14 protein-coding genes, 1 tRNA gene and 1 pseudogene are annotated in these 17,601 nt (G+C 60.6%); 8 read left to right on the top strand and 8 right to left on the bottom strand.

The genetic code is table 11. The features are described 5' to 3' along the window. Positions 1 to 16 precede the first annotated feature (16 nt). Positions 17 to 2,569: a DUF5906 domain-containing protein gene (locus tag J2X44_RS02055; RefSeq protein ID WP_310087623.1), complete on the top strand. Its 2,553-nt coding sequence runs from the start codon at positions 17 to 19 to the stop codon at positions 2,567 to 2,569. A gap of 229 nt (positions 2,570 to 2,798) precedes the next feature. Here J2X44_RS02055 and J2X44_RS02050 read toward each other — a convergent pair whose 3' ends face one another. The 4 genes and pseudogenes from J2X44_RS02050 to J2X44_RS02035 all read right to left on the bottom strand — a co-directional run. Next, positions 2,799 to 3,551: a recombinase family protein gene (locus J2X44_RS02050; protein ID WP_310087621.1), complete on the bottom strand. Its 753-nt coding sequence runs from the start codon at positions 3,549 to 3,551 to the stop codon at positions 2,799 to 2,801. Positions 3,552 to 3,729: 178 nt separating this feature from the next. Then, positions 3,730 to 4,338 carry a hypothetical protein gene (locus J2X44_RS02045; RefSeq protein WP_310087620.1) on the bottom strand — a complete coding sequence of 203 codons (609 nt, stop codon included), beginning with the start codon at positions 4,336 to 4,338 and terminating at the stop codon, positions 3,730 to 3,732. Then, positions 4,338 to 4,775, bottom strand: a complete 438-nt coding sequence (locus J2X44_RS02040; RefSeq protein WP_310087618.1) for a hypothetical protein — start codon at positions 4,773 to 4,775, stop codon at positions 4,338 to 4,340. Before J2X44_RS02040 ends, J2X44_RS02045 begins: the two co-directional genes overlap by 1 nt. A gap of 388 nt (positions 4,776 to 5,163) precedes the next feature. Then, a pseudogene (locus J2X44_RS02035) lies at positions 5,164 to 5,946 on the bottom strand (IS1 family transposase); the annotation flags it as partial. 59 nt (positions 5,947 to 6,005) lie between these two features. Here J2X44_RS02035 and J2X44_RS02030 point away from each other — a divergent pair. Then, positions 6,006 to 7,265, top strand: a complete 1,260-nt coding sequence (locus tag J2X44_RS02030) for an ATP-binding protein (RefSeq protein WP_310087617.1) — start codon at positions 6,006 to 6,008, stop codon at positions 7,263 to 7,265. 10 nt (positions 7,266 to 7,275) lie between these two features. Here the strand turns inward: J2X44_RS02030 and J2X44_RS02025 are convergent, their stop codons facing one another. Further along, positions 7,276 to 7,455, bottom strand: coding sequence for a hypothetical protein (locus J2X44_RS02025; RefSeq protein ID WP_310087616.1), 180 nt, complete (start codon positions 7,453 to 7,455; stop codon positions 7,276 to 7,278). Positions 7,456 to 7,984: 529 nt separating this feature from the next. Next, positions 7,985 to 8,059: transfer RNA gene (locus J2X44_RS02020), tRNA-Gly, on the bottom strand. A gap of 171 nt (positions 8,060 to 8,230) precedes the next feature. Between J2X44_RS02020 and J2X44_RS02015 the strand changes: the two genes are divergently transcribed. Then, positions 8,231 to 9,142 (top strand): tetratricopeptide repeat protein, encoded by a 912-nt coding sequence (locus J2X44_RS02015; protein ID WP_310087614.1) that lies wholly within the window; start codon positions 8,231 to 8,233, stop codon positions 9,140 to 9,142. Next, a complete protein-coding gene (locus J2X44_RS02010; RefSeq protein ID WP_310087613.1) occupies positions 9,142 to 9,792 on the top strand; it encodes an LON peptidase substrate-binding domain-containing protein in 651 nt (216 codons plus the stop codon). The genes J2X44_RS02015 and J2X44_RS02010 overlap by 1 nt, the downstream gene beginning before the upstream one ends. Positions 9,793 to 9,799: 7 nt before the next feature. Here J2X44_RS02010 and J2X44_RS02005 read toward each other — a convergent pair whose 3' ends face one another. Continuing rightward, positions 9,800 to 10,501, bottom strand: coding sequence for a sigma factor (locus J2X44_RS02005; protein ID WP_310087611.1), 702 nt, complete (start codon positions 10,499 to 10,501; stop codon positions 9,800 to 9,802). A gap of 294 nt (positions 10,502 to 10,795) precedes the next feature. Then, positions 10,796 to 12,037 (bottom strand): FAD-dependent monooxygenase, encoded by a 1,242-nt coding sequence (locus tag J2X44_RS02000; RefSeq protein ID WP_310087609.1) that lies wholly within the window; start codon positions 12,035 to 12,037, stop codon positions 10,796 to 10,798. Positions 12,038 to 12,160: 123 nt separating this feature from the next. Here J2X44_RS02000 and J2X44_RS01995 point away from each other — a divergent pair, with 123 nt between their 5' ends. The 4 genes from J2X44_RS01995 (at position 12,161) to ribA (ending at position 17,588) form a co-directional block, all read left to right on the top strand. Next, complete coding sequence (locus tag J2X44_RS01995) at positions 12,161 to 14,473, top strand: DNA translocase FtsK 4TM domain-containing protein (protein WP_310087608.1); 2,313 nt, start codon at positions 12,161 to 12,163, stop codon at positions 14,471 to 14,473. Positions 14,474 to 14,720: 247 nt separating this feature from the next. Further along, positions 14,721 to 15,371: a LolA family protein gene (locus J2X44_RS01990; RefSeq protein WP_405053386.1), complete on the top strand. Its 651-nt coding sequence runs from the start codon at positions 14,721 to 14,723 to the stop codon at positions 15,369 to 15,371. Between the two features lie 361 nt (positions 15,372 to 15,732). Further along, positions 15,733 to 16,527 carry an exodeoxyribonuclease III gene (locus tag J2X44_RS01985; RefSeq protein WP_310087607.1) on the top strand — a complete coding sequence of 265 codons (795 nt, stop codon included), beginning with the start codon at positions 15,733 to 15,735 and terminating at the stop codon, positions 16,525 to 16,527. Next, positions 16,524 to 17,588, top strand: a complete 1,065-nt coding sequence (gene ribA, locus J2X44_RS01980; RefSeq protein ID WP_310087606.1) for a GTP cyclohydrolase II — start codon at positions 16,524 to 16,526, stop codon at positions 17,586 to 17,588. Before J2X44_RS01985 ends, ribA begins: the two co-directional genes overlap by 4 nt. Positions 17,589 to 17,601 lie beyond the last annotated feature (13 nt).

Genomic DNA, 17,601 nt, shown 5'->3' with positions numbered 1-17,601 from the left:
CGTCCGGAGAAGAACCATGTCCGAAGAAACTGAATTCACCTCGTCAAATTCAAGCGAAGCTCCGCCCGCCACTATCGCAGAGCGCGTTGAAAAGGGCAGGGAGATCGGCTCTCACGCCAACGGCGCGATTGTCCCTTTTCCTCCGGGCCTCAGCGGAAACCAAATTCTGTACGCCCAATTAGGTCGAGAGCGGCAAACAATTGAACGTCTCATTAGGGCTGGATACGAGCCGACCATTTATGAATATCGCTCGTCTGGTGGCGAGATCATTCAAGCGGTGTTGCGATTTGACCACCCTACAGAGCCGAAGGAAATCAGGCCGCTACGCTATTTGGGAAAATCCAAAAACGGGGGGTCAATTTTCTGGATGACGGCAATTGATGGTCAGCGCCCCCTCTATGGGCTTGACCGTCTAGCCGCCCGTCCGATGGCGCCGGTCCTTATAGTCGAAGGCGAAAAGGCAGCAGATGCAGCAGCGAAGTTGTTTCCTGAACATGTGACTATCACTTGGATGTCCGGCGCGAGCAGTGTTCACCGCGCCGAGATGGTCGATCTTGCCGGGCGGAATATCACCCTCTGGCCCGACAACGACGAGCCCGGCCGCAAAGCGATGCGGAAGTTCGCCGCATTTGCGTTTCGCGCTGGAGCTGCGTCAATCTCAATGGTCGATGTGCCGAACGAATTTGGCGAGAAATGGGATCTAGCCGACGAATTACCCGCTGACGTGGCGACGGCATTCCCCTTCAACGCCCTCATCCGTACCGCACGCAACATTTCTCCTAGCGAGGTCGCTCACCTTGCAGATGATATGACGGTGAATGCTGAGCCGCGAAGGCTGCTCGGCCATAAGCCCGGCTACAGCCGCGTGGACATCGCCGAAGCCACAACAGCGTTGAATGTTCTAGATCCCAATATGCACCGAAATGCGTGGATCCGTGTCGCGAGAGCGGTATTTTATGCGTATGGCGAAGCTGGATTGGAGATTTTCGACGATTGGTCGAAGAGCAGCACGGATAAGTATCGCGAGGGTGAGCCGGCGAAACTCTGGGCAGACTTTTCGAACGAACCGAATTTCCGTGCTGATCCCCTGTTTTGGCTGTTCGACCAAGCGGCGGCGACCATCAAGGCACGCCACGAAGATCCAGGGCATCAGGCAAAGCCGAACGTTACGCTCAATTCTGACGCAATTTGGTTGGCATCAATAGAGCATCTTAACGAAAGCCACGCTATCGTAATCCGGGGTGGAAAGGCCGCTGTGCTCTGGGAGCATTTTGACCCTCGCTTCGGGCGCTATACGCAAACATATCTTTCCAAAAGGGACTTCGTTGACAGGCACGTCCGGCAGTTAGCCGTTCCGCGGGATGACGAGGAAGGGGATACTAAGAAGGTTAAGCGGATATCGCGCGGGGCCGCATGGTTCGGGTCCACTCGACGCAGGTCATATGATGACGTGATCTTTGCGCCGGGTAAGCAACTCAGCGCAAAGTTTCTAAATCTCTGGCAAGGTTTCGCCGTCAATGCCGCTGATGACCCTGATGGCTGGTCGCGGCTGAAGCAACACTTGTTTGACCACGTCGCGAACGGAGATGAGGCGAGCTATCGCTACCTATTGGATTGGATGGCATTCGCCGTTCAGCATCTCGATAAGCCGGTCGGCACAGCGCTCGTCCTGATTGGGAAGAAAGGTGCGGGAAAGAGCATCATCACCGAAATTTTCGGGCGACTGTTTGGACAGCATGCGTTTGTCACCTCACGGATGGATGATGTACTGGGACGTTTCAATGACAAGCTTGAAATTACATCTCTGCTCGGGCTTGAGGAGGCGGTTGCACCCGGTAACCGGTCGGCTGACGGGGTTTTGAAGGACCTGCTCACGAGAACGACTCTTCGGCTGGAGGGGAAGTTTTTCGGGGTTTGGAGTGCACCCAATTATCTGCGGGTCATCATCACGTCGAATAACGAACATGTTGTTCGCGCTGATGGCTCGGAACGGAGGTACGCGGTTTTCGAAGTGACCAATCCTCATCAATCTGACCCGGTTGAGCGCCGCCGGTATTTTGGTCAGATCATCGAGCAAATGGAGAATGGCGGATACGAGGCGATGTTGGGAGAGCTTCTGAATCGCGACATTGCACATTGGAACCCGGAGTCCATCCCCGAAACGGACGCACTTAAACAGCAAAAGCTGCTGAGCTTGCTGAATGACCCGGTTCAAATGTACCTCAGCGATCGTCTGACGGACGGCATTTGCATCACTGGCCACGAAGGTAGGGACGTGCCGATTTATGAATGGAGCTTGCACGAAACCGTGATGGTGCCGGCTCGGGTACTGGCTCAGGACTTTCATGCATTCGCTGAAAAGAATGGTCTTAAAGCCACCGGCAGGCAGCTTTCGTTGGGTTTGGCGCGATACATGCCGAAAGGTTTTGCATCGAAAACGCTGCGCGGAGAACGAGGTGATACTTCGAATAAGCCCTACAAGGCGTACCCTTTTCCTCCTCTCGAGGAAGCCCGAAAACTGTTCGAACGAGCCTCAGGCATAGAAATTCCGCGGGAAATCGAAGATTAAGGCGCGTTACCCTGTTACCGGAGCAAGACCTACCTTTTGGTTGATTGGCAGAAAGATTGAAGAGTGCACGCGACGCGAGCCGGTTGACCAATCGGTAACAGGGTAACCAGCGTGCGTTAGTGAATAGGTTCGATTTAGGCCTGAACATCGGACTTTCGAATTTTTTCGCGAAGGGGACAAAATTTGCTTTTAACACGAACCCAATCCACCGATTGGGTTCGTGATTTTTCTACGAGATTTCCGAAAATTCTTTAAGTCGCTGCTGAACCCGGCGAACCTGTGATGCGTGCCAGTGTCCACCGCCCACGGCCGGAATGCCGCGTTTGTTCAGTCGCGTCGCAATACTGGAAGCTGAAACGAAGCCTTGTCGGTGAAGATCGTCGAAGAACGGTTTCATCGCCAACGACATCAATACTGCTTTCTTACGCCGCGCTTCGGCGCTTGCCGCTGCTGCCGCTTTGCAACCCGCTAGCAAGTGCGCCGCGCCGTTTGGATTGCCGATCTTAGCCCCGCGCATTTTTGCGGCCGCTAATGCCGCCTTCGTCCGATCGCTTATAGCACGCCGCTCATACTCTGCCATCGCAGCCATAATGTGCAGGGTAAGTCGATTAGCCTGAGGAATGTCACAAGCGACAAAATCGACACCGCCATCCATCAGATTAGCGATGAACGCCACATTGCGCGCCAAGCGGTCCAGTTTTGCGATTACCAAGGTAGCACGATGTATTCGGCAAGCCGCTAGGGCCAATGCCAACTGCGGTCGATCGGATTTACCGCCGCTCTCCACCTCTACGAATTCGGCGACGATTGCTTGGTTGCTGCGGTGGGCAAACGTTTTCACCGTCGTTCGCTGGGCGGCAAGCCCTAGACCCGACTGTCCCTGTTTCGCCGTACTAACACGCATATACGCGACTAGGCGCGGACCGCGTTTTTCCCGACGATCAACGTTAGCGGAATTGGTGCCGCGATCATAACTTTGCATTGCGCTACCCCTTGCTGCCAGCGTCGATCGATGCTGCATTCTTCGGATTACGCAAGTGATGGCAGAATTAACAAAGGGGGTCCCGCGACCCACCCCCTCCCCCCGGGTCATCTGGCGCGTCGGTTACCGCGCAGAAAATTTCGATTTCGAATTAGCGCATTCGAGCACGGCAGGCTCATCAGAGTTTTTTATATAGTTTTTTGGCTGCGTCACCCTCAGCCAATGGAATTTCACCATCCAGATATGGGCTCGATGCGTCCAACATCCTGCAAAAATGATATGCTCGTATTGGGGCATTAAATTCGTTGTTGGCCCTATACTCGAGTAGCACAAACAAAGTGTCGCGAGCTTTGGATTCGGAGGAGCCTTCATACGTCAGCTGATTGCCGCTTTCTCCTTCCGCCTCGGCCACCGGCTCTTCGCCAGGCACTGGTTTAGCACGTTCAAATTCCTGACACCCATTACCAGTCTTGGCGCACCGATGTTGCTTCTTGATCGTATACAGCGCGAGTTGTGTCCCAAGGTCGCCAGAGTCAGCTTTTGGCTTGATCTCATCCATAACGCGTTCAAGGCGCAGGACGTATTCGTCCTTAGTGATGGGTCCACGCGCGGTAAGGTCAGCCCACAGCCTCGTATACGTAGAGGGCGCAGCCAACTTTGGCTTTATAACCTCCTCGCAAGCACGAAATGCGGTTTCCGTCTGCGTGCTTGCTGGAAGCGCATCACAGCCGCTCAACAACACGGTCATTCCCAGTCCAAGGATGCCAGCGGAAATTCGACCAGTCATTACATCGGCTCCACGGTAGCCGCTTGCGCGTCCACGCGATATTTAACCCTGCCAGAACCATTCCGATACTCAACACAGTGGACGATTATCGCACCACGGCTGGGGTACATCTGAGTGACTTTAGCGCATAAATAGCCAGCACTATTGATTGCCGTCGCTACCACGTCACTACCCGACATATTGTCAATCGCCGCTGCGTCTGCCCCGACTGGGTCGGTTTTCGCCTGCTCGCGCAGCCTGTCGGTGCGCTGAACTGAAGTTTCGCCTGTCAAATTTGAAGCTCGGGCAGAAACATCCGCCGCTGTCTCCGTCACCTCATCGGTAGAATGAACAGCATCCTCACTAGTTTGTTCACGCTCCACCGCGCTTTCGCAGGCTGTCAGAAACAATGCGCTTGCCGCCGTGATGCTAACGGCAATACATTTTAGAGCTTTCAAGCGTTACCCTCCCGTTGGCGACGCTTTGCTTCCATCGCCGCCCCTATGTCCTCCTCGGGGCGACGGCCGAAGCCGGATGTTGGAAACCTGAACGCTAGTGCAGGCGCATGCGCCTTTACCGTTACCGGCTGGACATGCGCGCATGCCACCCGGCCCCCGAAGATCGGCAACCGAGTTTAGCGTTTGAGGTTTCCACGCCCCACCTCCTGGCTTTCACAGGAAGCAGGGCGACATTAGGTGGAGCAGTGGTCACTTAGCAAGTGACAAGACCCGTGTCGGCGATCATGGTTACCGAGTATTCAATCTCTATGTGAATTCGGGCACTATGCAGCATGCGCACCGAGCAAGGACTACTTTTCATTGGCTTTCGCCGGTAAATGGTAGTGTCTCAGTTTGAATTTTCCTCGCCGCGCTTTTTGTAGGGGCCGCGTTTTGCGGGGGCCGGTGCCAATTCGTCGATCTTGGCCACGACGTCCTCAAGCGACCATAGACGGTCGGTGATGCCAGCGGCCATCGCGGGCGATATGCGAAGCGTCTTATGGATGCGGCAGAAATTGTAGAACGCGAAATACAGCGCCAGTGCGTGAATGTGATTGTCGAGCGTCTTTGAGAAGGCGTTGGTCAGCCGGGTAAATCGGCGGTTCTGCATACGGATTGAGAGAATCATACGCTCTACGTGCGACGTGCTGACGTGGGCAGTATCGGGGTTGCCTTCGACGCGGCGCTTCTTGATCCCGGTGCATTCCGCGGGGCTGTAGCGGACTTCCGGACCCTTGTCGCCCTCACCGCCGTAGAGCTTCACGAGTTGCGCATAATCGACGTCAGCGCCGAAAGCGCCTTCAATCGCTTCAGGGGATGCCTTGTGGCCGTCCGTGGTTAGTTGGACCCGATTGGCGATACGGTCGCGAAGGTCGTCCATCAGGATCATCGCGCTTTCCGCGCCACGGTCGCCGACGAAATAGGACACCATCAGCTTTGTGTCGCTGTCGATAGCGGTCCACGTCCAAACGTCGCCAGCGCCCGCCGGAGCAGCCTTGGCGTCAGCGACGTTCTTTTGCTTCGCATAGCAGAACGACCAAATCTCGTCGCATTGGATGGGCGGGGCTTTCACGTTGCGAACGTGTTAGTCATGAAGGGCAAGGCACGCTTCGCCAGCCTCGATAAGAAGCTTGGGCTTGACTCAGGTAGTGCTCATAACTTAGACCCAACGACCTAGGTAGGAGCGAAAACTTGACGAAGGGCTTCCAGCTGAATTTTGACGATCTTCTTAAAGAGACAATCGTCCCGACCGACGATGCGGACTGGGATATTTTGCTCGCGGCCAACCAGACGTTGTTCAAACCCAAAGCTCCAATTGACAATGGAAAGTTGTTTTCTGGTCGTATTAAGCAGATTCAAGACGTTCTGGATGTTGTTTGGGAAGAGGGAGGGCACGCGGTCATTTTTGGGGAGCGAGGTGTAGGAAAAACATCGCTGGCCAATATAATCGACCAAAGAGTTATATCTGTCATTAGCTCCGTAAAAAGCCTCAAGGTTTCTTGTTCACCTGGCGACAGCTTTTTTCAGCTATGGTCGAACATTCTTCATGATTACCAATGGGATGGAAAGCCTGTTCCGGCAATTTTGAAGAATGAAAAGAACCCATTTGTTGTATACAAGATTCTTGAGAGCTTGGACTCTTCAAGATATCATCTGTTTATATTTGATGAATTTGATAGAATAAAAAATAGTCAGACGACCACTATGATGGCGGATCTGATAAAACACTTCTCAAATAATCCAACTACGTTGACTATACTTATAGTCGGCGTCGGCGATACGCTAATCGATCTGTTTTCGAGCCATGAGTCGATCTCAAGGTGTTGCACCCAAATCAGAATGCAGCGCATGTCGCCACGAGAGCTGGAGGACATTCTCAATGAGCGCCTGCCAAAATTGGGAATGCAGATCGAGCAGCGCGTAGTCGATGCTGTCGTCAAACTTTCTCAAGCGCTTCCCGGCTATGTTCACTTGCTAGGGCAACTTGCAGCCAAATCGGCGTTGATGGAAAAGTCCCTGCTCATCGAAGAACGTCACTTACGTGCGGCACTCGACGCGGCACTAGATAAGGCTGATTACGGCACAAGGCAGGAATATTATACCGCCGTGGACAGCCCTGCGAAGGACCACCTTTATAAAGAGGTTCTTCTCGCCTGTGCGCTTGCGGAGACAAACGAGCTTGGTCTTTTTTATGCTGGCAACGTCCGTGAGCCTTACTCCAAAATCCGCGGCCGAAAAATGGATATCGCGCATTACGCTACGCATTTAAGCGAATTCTGTAGCGATGGCCGAGGCCCGGCCTTGCTGAAAACGGGCAAGCCGAAGCGTTATCAATATCGCTTTGCTAACCCCATGCTCCAACCGTTGGTTGTAATGATGGGAGTTAGGGATAAGCTCATCCCTCTTGAGGATGCTTCCCTTTCGACCATCTTGCCTTTGCAGCAGCGCTAGCGATTTCGGTTCAGCGCTCTTTGGGCAACGATACGGCCCGCGCCTTGCCTCCCTTGCTCCCAAGCGAAGCGGCGTCGCTTTTAAAGTCGTCGCGATCGTTCTCGATCTCGCCGGTCGCGATCTTCCCGACCATGACGGCAAGGCCGATGGCGTCGGCGGGGCGCTTCTCTCCACGGGGCCCCTTAGGCATCAATCGTCCTTTTCGGCCTGATGCCGACAATATCCGCACATACCCGTCTCAAAGTATGATTCTTTCTCTTCGACCGGGACGGGTTGAGCGCAAACCGCACAAGTCGCGCCGGTCCGCCGCCAGTTCTCGCTCGCTTTTTCCATTTCGTGCTTATGTTGGCCCATCGTCGCCTCCTATGCTCTCCGCTAAGCATATAGGGTGATCGCGGCCGGATTGCCACCAGCGGCGGATTCAATATTCAAACTGAGACACTAAGCCACCATAGGAACATCCCCAAATTGTGGTGCCTCTTGTAATGGTAAAGGATAGGGGAAGGAAGGTTAGGGTATGGCGGTGGTGCCGAGCCGCGCAAACAGACGTTGACGATGATCGAGCTGGCTTTCTTGCGGCAATAGCGAGGCCTTCGTAGCCAGCTTGGCGCATTTGCTTCCGATAAGCGCTATAAACACGGCGGCGTTACCCGAGCATTACCCCGTGATCACAGTCCTCAAGCGACTTTGGGCCAATGTTCTGTAATATAATGGAAAACTGGAGCGGGCGAAGGGATTCGAACCCTCGACCCCAACCTTGGCAAGGTTGTGCTCTACCCCTGAGCTACGCCCGCTCTGGCGGCTGAAACCGGTCGGTTCCAGCGGGTGAGGCGGGCGCTTAGCATCGGGTTTTTGAGTCGGCAACCCCTCTTCATGCTTTTCGCATCTTATCGCGGGCGAAGGGTTGGCATATTCGCCGCAATTCCCACATAGATGGTCCGGCATTTTGAACAGGAGCATGACGCGTGGCCACTTTGGGTCTGAACCCCACCGAGAAGGAAGCCGTCGAAGCGTTCCGCCGCGACGTCGTCGAACCGTCGATGACCAGCCTTGTGATCCTGGATTTCTGGGCCGAATGGTGCGGGCCGTGCAAGCAGTTGACCCCGATCCTGGAAAAGGTCGCCGCCGATTATGCCGACAAGGGCGTGCTGCTCGCCAAGATCGACGTCGATGCGAATCGTTTCATCGCCGGCCAGTTCCAGGTCCAGTCGATCCCGACCGTCTATGCGATTTTTCAGGGGCAGCCGGTCGCCAATCTGACCAACGCGCGCACCGAAAGCCAGTTGAAGACGATGCTCGACCAGCTGCTCGCGCAGCTGCCGATCGAAAGCGAAGCGACGGCGCGCGCGGTCGAGATCGCGCCGCTGATCGACATGGGCGAGTCCGTCCTGGCCGAAGGCGACGGCGAACGGGCCGCCAGCATCTTCGGGCAGATCCTCGAGATGGCGCCCGACAATGCCGCGGCGCATGGCGGGTTGATCCGCGCCTTTGTGCTGGCAGGTGACCTGACCAGTGCGCAGCGCGTGCTCGACATGATCCCTGCCGAGATCGCCGATGACCCGGCGATCGCACAGGCAAAGAGCGCGCTCGCGCTCGCTGCCGATGCGCCCGACGCAGGCGAACTGGCCGCGTTCGAAGCCGCGGTCGCCGCCAATCCCGATGACCATCAGGCGCGCTTCGACCTCGCGAGCGCGCAGATCGGCGCGGGCCAGCGCGACGCCGCCGCCGACAATCTGCTCCACATCGTTGCCGCCGATCGCGAATGGCAGGAAGATGCTGCGCGCGCCAAACTGCTGTCGCTGTTCGAAGCCGTCGGGCTGGAAGATCCGTGGGTCGCGGCGCAGCGCCGCCGGCTGTCGCTTATCCTGTTCGGCTGATGGGCGACACCGCGCCCCTGACCATTCAGCGGATCGCGATTTTTCCGCTACCCGGCGCAGTGCTGTTCCCCGGGCTGCACCTGCCGCTGCATATTTTCGAGCCGCGCTATTCGGCGATGGTGCAGGAAGTGCTGGTGCGCGACCGCCAGATCGGGATGATCCAGCCGCGTATGCTGCCCGGCGAAGAAAGCCGCGAGCCCCCGGCGCTGTATGACGTCGGCTGTGTCGGGCGGATCGTCGATGTCGAGGCACTCGACGAAGGACGTTTCAACCTCGTGCTCGAAGGCGTCGCGCGCTTTCGCGTCCGCCGCGAGCTCGACGTCATCACCCCGTTTCGGCAAGTCGAAGCCGAGATCGAAACCGAGATCGAGGATGATGCGGTGCTGTCGAGCGTCGAGCGCGCCAGCCTCGAGCGCGAGGCGAAGCGCTTTGCGGCGCGGCAGGGCTATGTCGTCGATTGGGATTCGGTTGGACAGCTCGACGACGCGACGCTGGTCAACGGCATCGCGCAGGTCGCGCCTTTCGATGCCGCCGCGAAACAGGCGCTGCTGGAAGCGACGCCGATCGACGCACGCGCCGAGCTGGTCGTCCAGCTGATGCAATTTTTTGGCCGTTACGACAACGACGACGGCCGCGCCACGCTGCAATAGGCGGCGCTTAGTTCAGCTTGCGCAGCGCCGCGTGGCGCGTGATGTCGGCGAGCGCGCGGCGCACGATATGGCGGTCGCTTTCGCAAAGCCGTTCACTCGCCTCGCTCACCGTCAACTGGTGGCGCACCAGCGCCTGCTCGGCGGCGACGCGCGCTTCGACCCGGTCGCGCTCGCCCCGCGCCATCCGCAGCAATCCGGTGCGGCGGCGGATGGCCCAATCGGCAACCAGGCGATCGGCGGCCAGTGCGGCCAGCCGGTCGGCGGCACGTTCTTCGGTCGCGGTCTCGGCGGAGGGGTCGACCAGCCAGTCGTTGGCGCCATCGGCCGGTAGCGCGTCGAGCGACAGCGTTGCGGTGACATGACGCCGTCCCGCCGAACGCTGGTCGCCGTGCAGGCGGAGGCGCAGCGCCTGCAATTCGGCGCGCAGCTGCCAGTTCACATAGGTGGTGAAACGCGCCCGCGCCGGATCATAGCGTTCGGCGGCGCGGTGGAGTGCAATCGCGCACACCTGCGCCGCGTCCTCGGCGACATCGCTCAGCCCATAGCTGCGCGTGAAATAGCGGATGCGCGGTGCCGCCAAGGCCGCAAGTCTGGCGAACGCCCGATCGGCGAGCGCGCCTGTTCGCGCCCCCGGCGCTGCATCGAGCGCGGTTCGCGCCTGGATATAGTCCGTCACCGCTGCTTCGAGCGCGTCGCTTTTTGCCGACATGGTCCTGTCCCCATCGTGCCACGGCGAGGGTGCCGCAGCGACAGGGATAGGCAATCATGATGAGCAGCGGGCTGATGAGGGGATAGGTAGAAATACGTATCGCGGATGAGCCATGCGTCTGAACTAAGTCATCCCGGCGCAGGCCGGGATGACGGATGAACAAAACCGCTTAGCGCCTGTCCTGGTCAAACGGAACCGCAGCTCTGAGCCCGTCGAAGGACGCTTATCGGCGATAGGCGCCCTTCGACAGGCTCAGAGCTACGGTGATATGATTCTGTCTGAGCAGGACAGACTTTAGACTTCCGCCCCGGCCAGCAACCTCGGCAAATCGCCCGCTTCGCCGCGCGCTTCATCCATGAAGAAGCGCTTGAGCATCGGCAGCCGCTGCACCGCGCCCAGCCCGGTGCGACGCACCGCGGCGGCGGTGCGGCCGGGGATACCGAACAGACGGGTCAGCCCGTCGGTGGCCAAGCTGACCATCATATTGTCGAGCCCACGCCAGCGTTGATAGCGCGCCAGCAAAGCCGCATCGCCAAGGTCGAGGCCAAGCCGCGCACCCTCGACCAGCACTTCAGTCAGCGCCGCGACATCGCGCAGGCCGAGGTTCAGCCCCTGCCCGGCGATCGGATGGATGCCGTGCGCGGCGTCGCCGACCAGCGCGATGCGCTCCGCCACGATCGACGCGCTATGATGGAAGCCGAGCGGATAGGTCATCCGCGGCGCGACGAGCTGCATCGCGCCGAGCACGCCGCCCGCACGCTTTTCGAGTTCGGCGACAAAGCCCCGTTCCCCCAGCTTGGCGAAGCCGGGGCCATCCTTTTCGGAGACCGTCCACACGAATGCCGAGCGGTGCCGCCCTTTGGCATCGTCGATCAGCGGCAGCAGCGCGAAGGGGCCGGACGGGTAGAAGATTTCGTGCGCGACATTGCCGTGCGGTCGTTCGTGCGCCACCGCGCCGATCAGCGCGTGATGACGATAGGACCAGTTGGCGATGCTGAACCCCGCGGCGTCGCGGGTGGGCGAACGGCGGCCCTCGGCGACGATCAGCAGCGGCGCGGCGAGCATGGTGCCGTCGGCGAGGGTCAGCGTGACGCGATGGTCGCCTACGTCGCGCGCGGTGACGCTCGCCGGCATGTGCAGCCGCACGAGCGGCGCATCGGCGAGCGCCGCCGCGAGCGCGAGGCGAAGCTGGCGGTTTTCGACCATCGTGCCGAGCGGCGGATCGCCATCGGCGGTGACGAAGTCGAGGTCGCCGCCGCGCCCGCTATCAGGGGCGCCATCGCCCACCTTGATCGCGCGGATCGGGCAACCGTGACCGGCCAGTCGGTCGGCGATCCCCAGCACTTCGAACATCTGCCACGTCGCGCTGGCGATCGCCGACGCGCGGCCATCGAAACCCGGCGCGATCGTCGTCACCGGATCGGCGGGATCGACGATCTGGACCGACAGACCGTGGTGCGACAGGGCAAGGGCGAGCGCCTGGCCGACGAGGCCGCCCCCCGAGATCAGGACATCGCTGCGCAGGGTTTCACTCATGAAACCGCCCTAGCGCGCGGCGCGAGGCTTGGAAAGGCTGTGGACGCCCACGGCCGCGCGCTTGACGGCGAGTCCGCGCCATGTGCATATCGCCGTGGTTAATTGATAGGGACCGTTTTCAGCATGGCTAGCCGCAAGGGCGCACCGGTAAAGGCCGATTGGCGCACCGTTTTCCGCCAAAGCATCGAGCGATCGCTGGTGATCGGCGCGGCGGCGGCGCTCGGGCTGTTCACGCTGTTCCTGTCCCTCGCGCTGGCGACTTATGACAGCACCGATGCGGCGCTCAACACCGCCGCCGACGGCACCGCCGCCAACTGGATGGGCAGCATCGGCGCGTGGTTCGCCGATCTGGGTCTATCGATTGGCGGCGTCGGGATTGCGCTGCTCTTGCCCTTGCTAGGCCTGCTGGCGTGGCGGCTGTGGCGGGGCGAGCCGCAGCCTTATTGGCCGCGCCAGCTCGCCTACAGTTTTGTCGGTATCCTGCTGGTGGGTCTGGGCGCCGAGCTGTGGGCGCCGGCAACCAGCGCGCCGATGCCCGCGGGCTGGGGCGGCATCATTGCGCTGCTGATCGGCGGCGCGATTACGCCGCTGTTCGCCGCCGCAGGCGAACCCGCCGCTGCGCTGATCCGCATTGCCACCATCCTGCTACTCGTCACCGCCGGGCTGTGGCTGGCGTGGCGCGCGCTGCGGCTGGAAAAGGGGTGGGCGTCGCGCTTCCGTTTGCCCGCCGTCGAGCGCAGCCGCGTCGCCGAACCGGTGCGCCCCGCTGACGATGGCGTCCGGGCACCGAACCTGATGGAGCGCGTCGTGCGTCCGCGCGCGATCGCCGAGCCGAGCGACCGCGCCCCGCCCGAGATTGCCGACCCGGCGCAGCGCACCGCGCCGTCGAAACCCCGGCCCAAACCGCAGACCGAGCTGTTCACCAACTACCAACTGCCCTCGATCGACCTACTCGCACCGCCGCCGCCGGGGCCGACCGGACAAATCGACAAGGCGGGGCTGGAGCGCAACGCCCGCCTGCTCGAATCGGTGCTCGAGGATTTTCAGGTCAAAGGCGTCGTCACCGCCGTCCGCCCCGGTCCCGTCGTCACCATGTACGAACTCGAACCCGCGCCCGGCACCAAGGCCAGCCGGGTGTCGAACCTGGCCGACGATATTGCGCGCAACATGTCGGCGCTGTCGGCGCGCATCGCCCCGATTCCGGGCCGTACCGTGATCGGCATCGAGCTGCCGAATGCGAATCGCGAGTCGGTGGTGCTGCATGAAATTATCGGCAGCGCCCTGTTTCAGGATCAGACCGGTGCGCTGCCGATCATCCTGGGCAAGAATATCAGCGGCGACCCGATGATCGCCGACCTCGCCCCGATGCCGCATCTGCTGATCGCGGGGACGACGGGGTCGGGTAAGTCGGTTGGGCTCAACGCGATGATCCTGTCTTTGCTCTATCGCCTGGGTCCCGATCAGGTGAAGATGATCATGATCGATCCCAAGATGCTGGAGCTCAGCGTCTATGACGACATCCCACACCTGCTCGCGCCCGTCGTGACCGAACCCAAAAAGGCGATCCGGGCGCTGAAATGGGCGGTTGAGCAGATGGAGGACCGCTACCGGATGATGTCGTCGCTGTCGGTGCGCAATCTGGCGAGCTACAACGACAAGGTGCGCGGCGCGTTGTCGAAGGGCAAATCGCTCGGCCGCCGCGTCCAGACCGGTTACGACCCCGACACCGGCCAGCCGGTGTATGAAGAAGAGACGCTCGATTATGCGCCGCTGCCGCAAATCGTCGTCGTTGTTGACGAACTTGCCGATTTGATGATGACCGCGGGCAAGGAGGTCGAATTCCTGATCCAGCGGCTCGCGCAAAAGGCACGCGCGGCGGGCATCCACCTGATCCTTGCCACGCAGCGCCCGTCGGTCGACGTCATCACCGGCGTGATCAAGGCGAATCTGCCGACGCGGATCAGCTTCAACGTCACCTCGAAAATCGACAGCCGCACCATTTTGGGCGAAGCGGGCGCCGAACAGCTGCTCGGCAAGGGCGACATGCTCTATGTCCCCGGCGGCAAGCAGATCACGCGTATTCACGGCCCCTTCGTGTCCGACGACGAGGTCCGCGCCGTCGCCGACCACTGGCGCGGGCAAGGACGCCCCGACTATGTCGAGAGCGTCACCGAAGATCCCGAGGACGGCGGCTTTGCGATGGAGGGCGCCCCCGCGGGCGGCGACAGCGCCGAGGACCGCATGTATGCCAAGGCCTGCCAGATCGTCGTCGAAAGCCAGAAAGCCTCGACCAGCTGGCTGCAACGCCAGCTGCGCATCGGCTACAACAGCGCGGCGCGGATGATCGAACGCATGGAAGAGGAGGGGCTGGTCAGCCCGCCCAATCATGTCGGCCGCCGCGACGTGCTGACCGACCAATATGGCCAGCAGCGGTAAAGTGGCATCCATAAACCGTTCGCCCTGAGGAGGGGCTGAGCGAAGTCGAAGACCCGTCTCGAAGGGTCAGCACAGGGCGGTCCTTCGAGATGCCATTTCGACAAGCTCAACGGCTCCTCAGGACGAACGGCGTGGGAACCCAATCCGACCTTTAGGCTTTGAATGACTTCTGACTCCCGGGTTCAGCGCATGTTCAATGCCCGGCCACCATCACCCCCCTATGAGCGACAATGAAATTGAGAGCCCGATGAACTGGAAAAAACCCCGCCCCCTGACTCACCTTGCCGCCTGGGCGCTCGCGCCTATGGCCGTCGCCGGGCTGGCGATCGGCGTTCCCGCCGTCGCCCAGTCGTCGACCACCCTTGCATCGGTGCAGTCGCACCTGAAATCGACCGGGTCGATGACCGCCGACTTTGTCCAGACCGACCGCAACGGCCAGCGGCTGTCGGGTAAACTCACCCTCAAGCGCCCCGGCAAGATCCGCTTTCAGTATCAAAAGGGTGTGCCGCTGCTGATCGTCGGCGACGGCAGCTCGCTGACGATGATCGATTATGAAGTGCGCCAGGTGCAGCGCTGGCCGGTCAAGAATTCGCCGCTCGGCGCGCTGCTCGACCCCGACCGCGATCTGGCCAGATATGCCAAAGTGATCCCCACCGGCAGCAACGACGTGCTGAGCGTCGAGGTCAAGGATACGAAACGCCCCGAATATGGCACGATCACCATGGTGTTCGTGCGCGATGGGTCCGCGCCCGCCGGCCTTCGCCTGCGCGGCTGGGTGGCGCTCGATTCGCAGAACAACCGGACGCGGATCGATCTCAGCAACCAGAAATTCAACGTCGCGGTCGCCGATTCGGCGTTCCGTTGGACCGATCCGCGGCCGACAAAGCGCGGTCGCTGAACCAAGCTGAACGAAAAATATCGGGCCGGGGATTTTTTGTCAGAAATCTCCGGCCTTTTTCCGCCCAACCGCCGCCCAGCATCGACGAACTGCAAAACTGGCGGTGAACCGCCGATTTTCGTTCAGCTTGGCGACAGGGAAGCCCGGCTATTTCAACTCTCGAAGACGCCAACACGGCCCCGGATTTGGGTTTCCCCCTGTTGCCCCACCCGGATTGCCCGGTGTCTTCATTCAAGAGCGTGACGAACGCTGACCTTGAACCCCCGTTCCACCGCCCCTGGAACGGGGGTTTATGATTCCCGGGACTCGCGCCTTCCGTATCGCCGTTGCACCGCGCGCGCCGCGCCGATAGAGCCACCGGATGACTCGCACCAGCATCGCTTCGTGGAATATCAACAGCGTCCGCGCCCGCATCGGCATCGTCGAAAAATTCCTGCACGAAGAAGCGCCCGACATCCTCTGCCTGCAGGAAACCAAGGTCGAATGCGGCACTTTTCCGCCCGATATGTTCCGGGCACTGGGCTACACCCATATTGTTACCCATGGCCAGCGGATGCACCATGGCGTCGCGATCGTCAGCAAGGTGCCGCTGACCGACGTCCGCAAATATGACTGGCAAGCGAATGGCGAGGCGCGCCACGTCGGCGTGACCCTGCCGTCGGGGGTGCGGCTCGACAATGTCTATATCCCCGCGGGCGGCGACATTCCCGACCGCAATCTCAACCCCAAATTCGGCCAGAAGCTCGATTTCTTTGGCCGCATGACCGAATGGTCGGGGGCGCTGAACGGCGTCCCGACCGTCCTCACCGGCGATTTCAACGTCGCGCCGCTGGAGAGCGATGTGTGGAACCACAAGGCGTTGCTCGACGTCGTCAGCCATACGCCGGTTGAGGTCGAGACGCTCGCGCGGTTGCAGGCGGCATCGAACTGGGTCGACCTCGGCCGCCACTTCATCGCGGCGCCCACGCCTTTGTTCACCTGGTGGAGTTACCGCGCCAAGGATTGGGAGGCGTCGAACCGCGGCCGCCGCCTCGACCATATGTGGGTGACCCCCGACCTGTTGGAAAAAGCGGTGTCACACCGCGTCGTCCAGCCCGCGCGCAACTGGGAACGGCCATCGGATCATATCCCTTTGGTGACGGAATTCGCTTTTTGAGCGAGGTCAACCATCGGGGCGCCCGTCAGGCGGCGCGTGCGATCGACGCGCTGCGCCGCGGTTGGCCGTTTCGCGTCGCGGCCAGCGACGGCACGCTCGACCTGCTGGCCGTCGAAAGCGCCAGCGATACCACGCTCGCGGAATTTGGTGCCGCTGACGTCCTGCTCTCCGGCGAGCGGGCGGTGACACTCAAGCTGACCAACCAGCGCGCCGCCGCCGCACCCGGCGCAGTTCGCTTGACCAATGCCGCTGACAGTGTTGCGGCAGCGCTGGCCATCGCCGATCCCGCGCTCGACCTGGCCCATCCGCTCAAAGGGCCGTTTCGCACTTTGGCGACCGGCGGCGAGACGGCCGCTGCCGCCGCGATGACGATGGCGCGCCACGCCGGGCTGCTGCCCGCGTTTTTCGTTCGCGAGGCGGCCGGTGAAACCGAAACATCGTGCGCGGCCGACGATGTCGCGACTTTGCTTGATCCGACCCGGCTGACGATTGCCGCGCGCGCGCGCCTGCCGGTCGCGGCGAGCGAGAGCGCAGAAATCATCGCTTTTCGCTCACCCGAAGAGGCGTCGGATCATGTCGCGCTGGTCATCGGCCAACGCGACGGCAACCCGCCGGTGGTGCGACTGCACAGCGAATGCCTGACCGGCGACGTGCTCGGTAGCCTCAAATGCGATTGTGGACCGCAGCTCCATGCGGCGCTTCACGCGATGGCGGACGCCCCGTGGGGGGTGTTGCTCTATCTGCGACAGGAGGGGCGCGGCATCGGGCTGGTCAACAAGCTGCGCGCCTATGCGCTACAGGACCAAGGCTATGACACCGTCGATGCCAATCTGCGGCTGGGCTTTCCGGTCGAGGCGCGCGACTTTGCGATCGCCGGGCGGATGTTGGAATTGCTCAATATCCCGCGCATCCGGCTGATGACCAACAATCCCGAAAAGGTCGCGCGTTTGGAAAGGGAGGGCGTCGCGGTGGTTGAGCGACTGCCGCTGGCGCTGCCGACGAACAAGTTTAACGAACAATATCTTGCAACGAAGCGCGACCGGACCGGGCACCAGCTCTGATTACGCGTCGCCC

The organism is Sphingopyxis sp. BE259 (genome assembly GCF_031457495.1).
Classification (GTDB): Bacteria; Pseudomonadota; Alphaproteobacteria; order Sphingomonadales; family Sphingomonadaceae; genus Sphingopyxis.
The sequence above is the reverse complement of the archived record's forward strand: the minus strand, read 5'-3'. Positions and strand labels throughout refer to the sequence as shown.

Excerpts from the sequence above, each read along its gene's own strand:
- J2X44_RS02045 (WP_310087620.1), bottom strand. The coding sequence starts at position 4,338 with ATGACTGGTCGAATTTCCGCTGGCATCCTTGGACTGGGAATGACCGTG.
- J2X44_RS01985 (WP_310087607.1), top strand. The coding sequence starts at position 15,733 with ATGACTCGCACCAGCATCGCTTCGTGGAATATCAACAGCGTCCGCGCC.
- J2X44_RS02050 (WP_310087621.1), bottom strand. The coding sequence starts at position 3,551 with ATGCAAAGTTATGATCGCGGCACCAATTCCGCTAACGTTGATCGTCGG.
- J2X44_RS02005 (WP_310087611.1), bottom strand. The coding sequence starts at position 10,501 with ATGTCGGCAAAAAGCGACGCGCTCGAAGCAGCGGTGACGGACTATATC.
- J2X44_RS02025 (WP_310087616.1), bottom strand. The coding sequence starts at position 7,455 with ATGCCTAAGGGGCCCCGTGGAGAGAAGCGCCCCGCCGACGCCATCGGC.
- J2X44_RS02000 (WP_310087609.1), bottom strand. The coding sequence starts at position 12,037 with ATGAGTGAAACCCTGCGCAGCGATGTCCTGATCTCGGGGGGCGGCCTC.
- J2X44_RS01995 (WP_310087608.1), top strand. The coding sequence starts at position 12,161 with ATGGCTAGCCGCAAGGGCGCACCGGTAAAGGCCGATTGGCGCACCGTT.
- J2X44_RS02010 (WP_310087613.1), top strand. The coding sequence starts at position 9,142 with ATGGGCGACACCGCGCCCCTGACCATTCAGCGGATCGCGATTTTTCCG.
- J2X44_RS01990 (WP_405053386.1), top strand. The coding sequence starts at position 14,721 with ATGAACTGGAAAAAACCCCGCCCCCTGACTCACCTTGCCGCCTGGGCG.
- J2X44_RS02055 (WP_310087623.1), top strand. The coding sequence starts at position 17 with ATGTCCGAAGAAACTGAATTCACCTCGTCAAATTCAAGCGAAGCTCCG.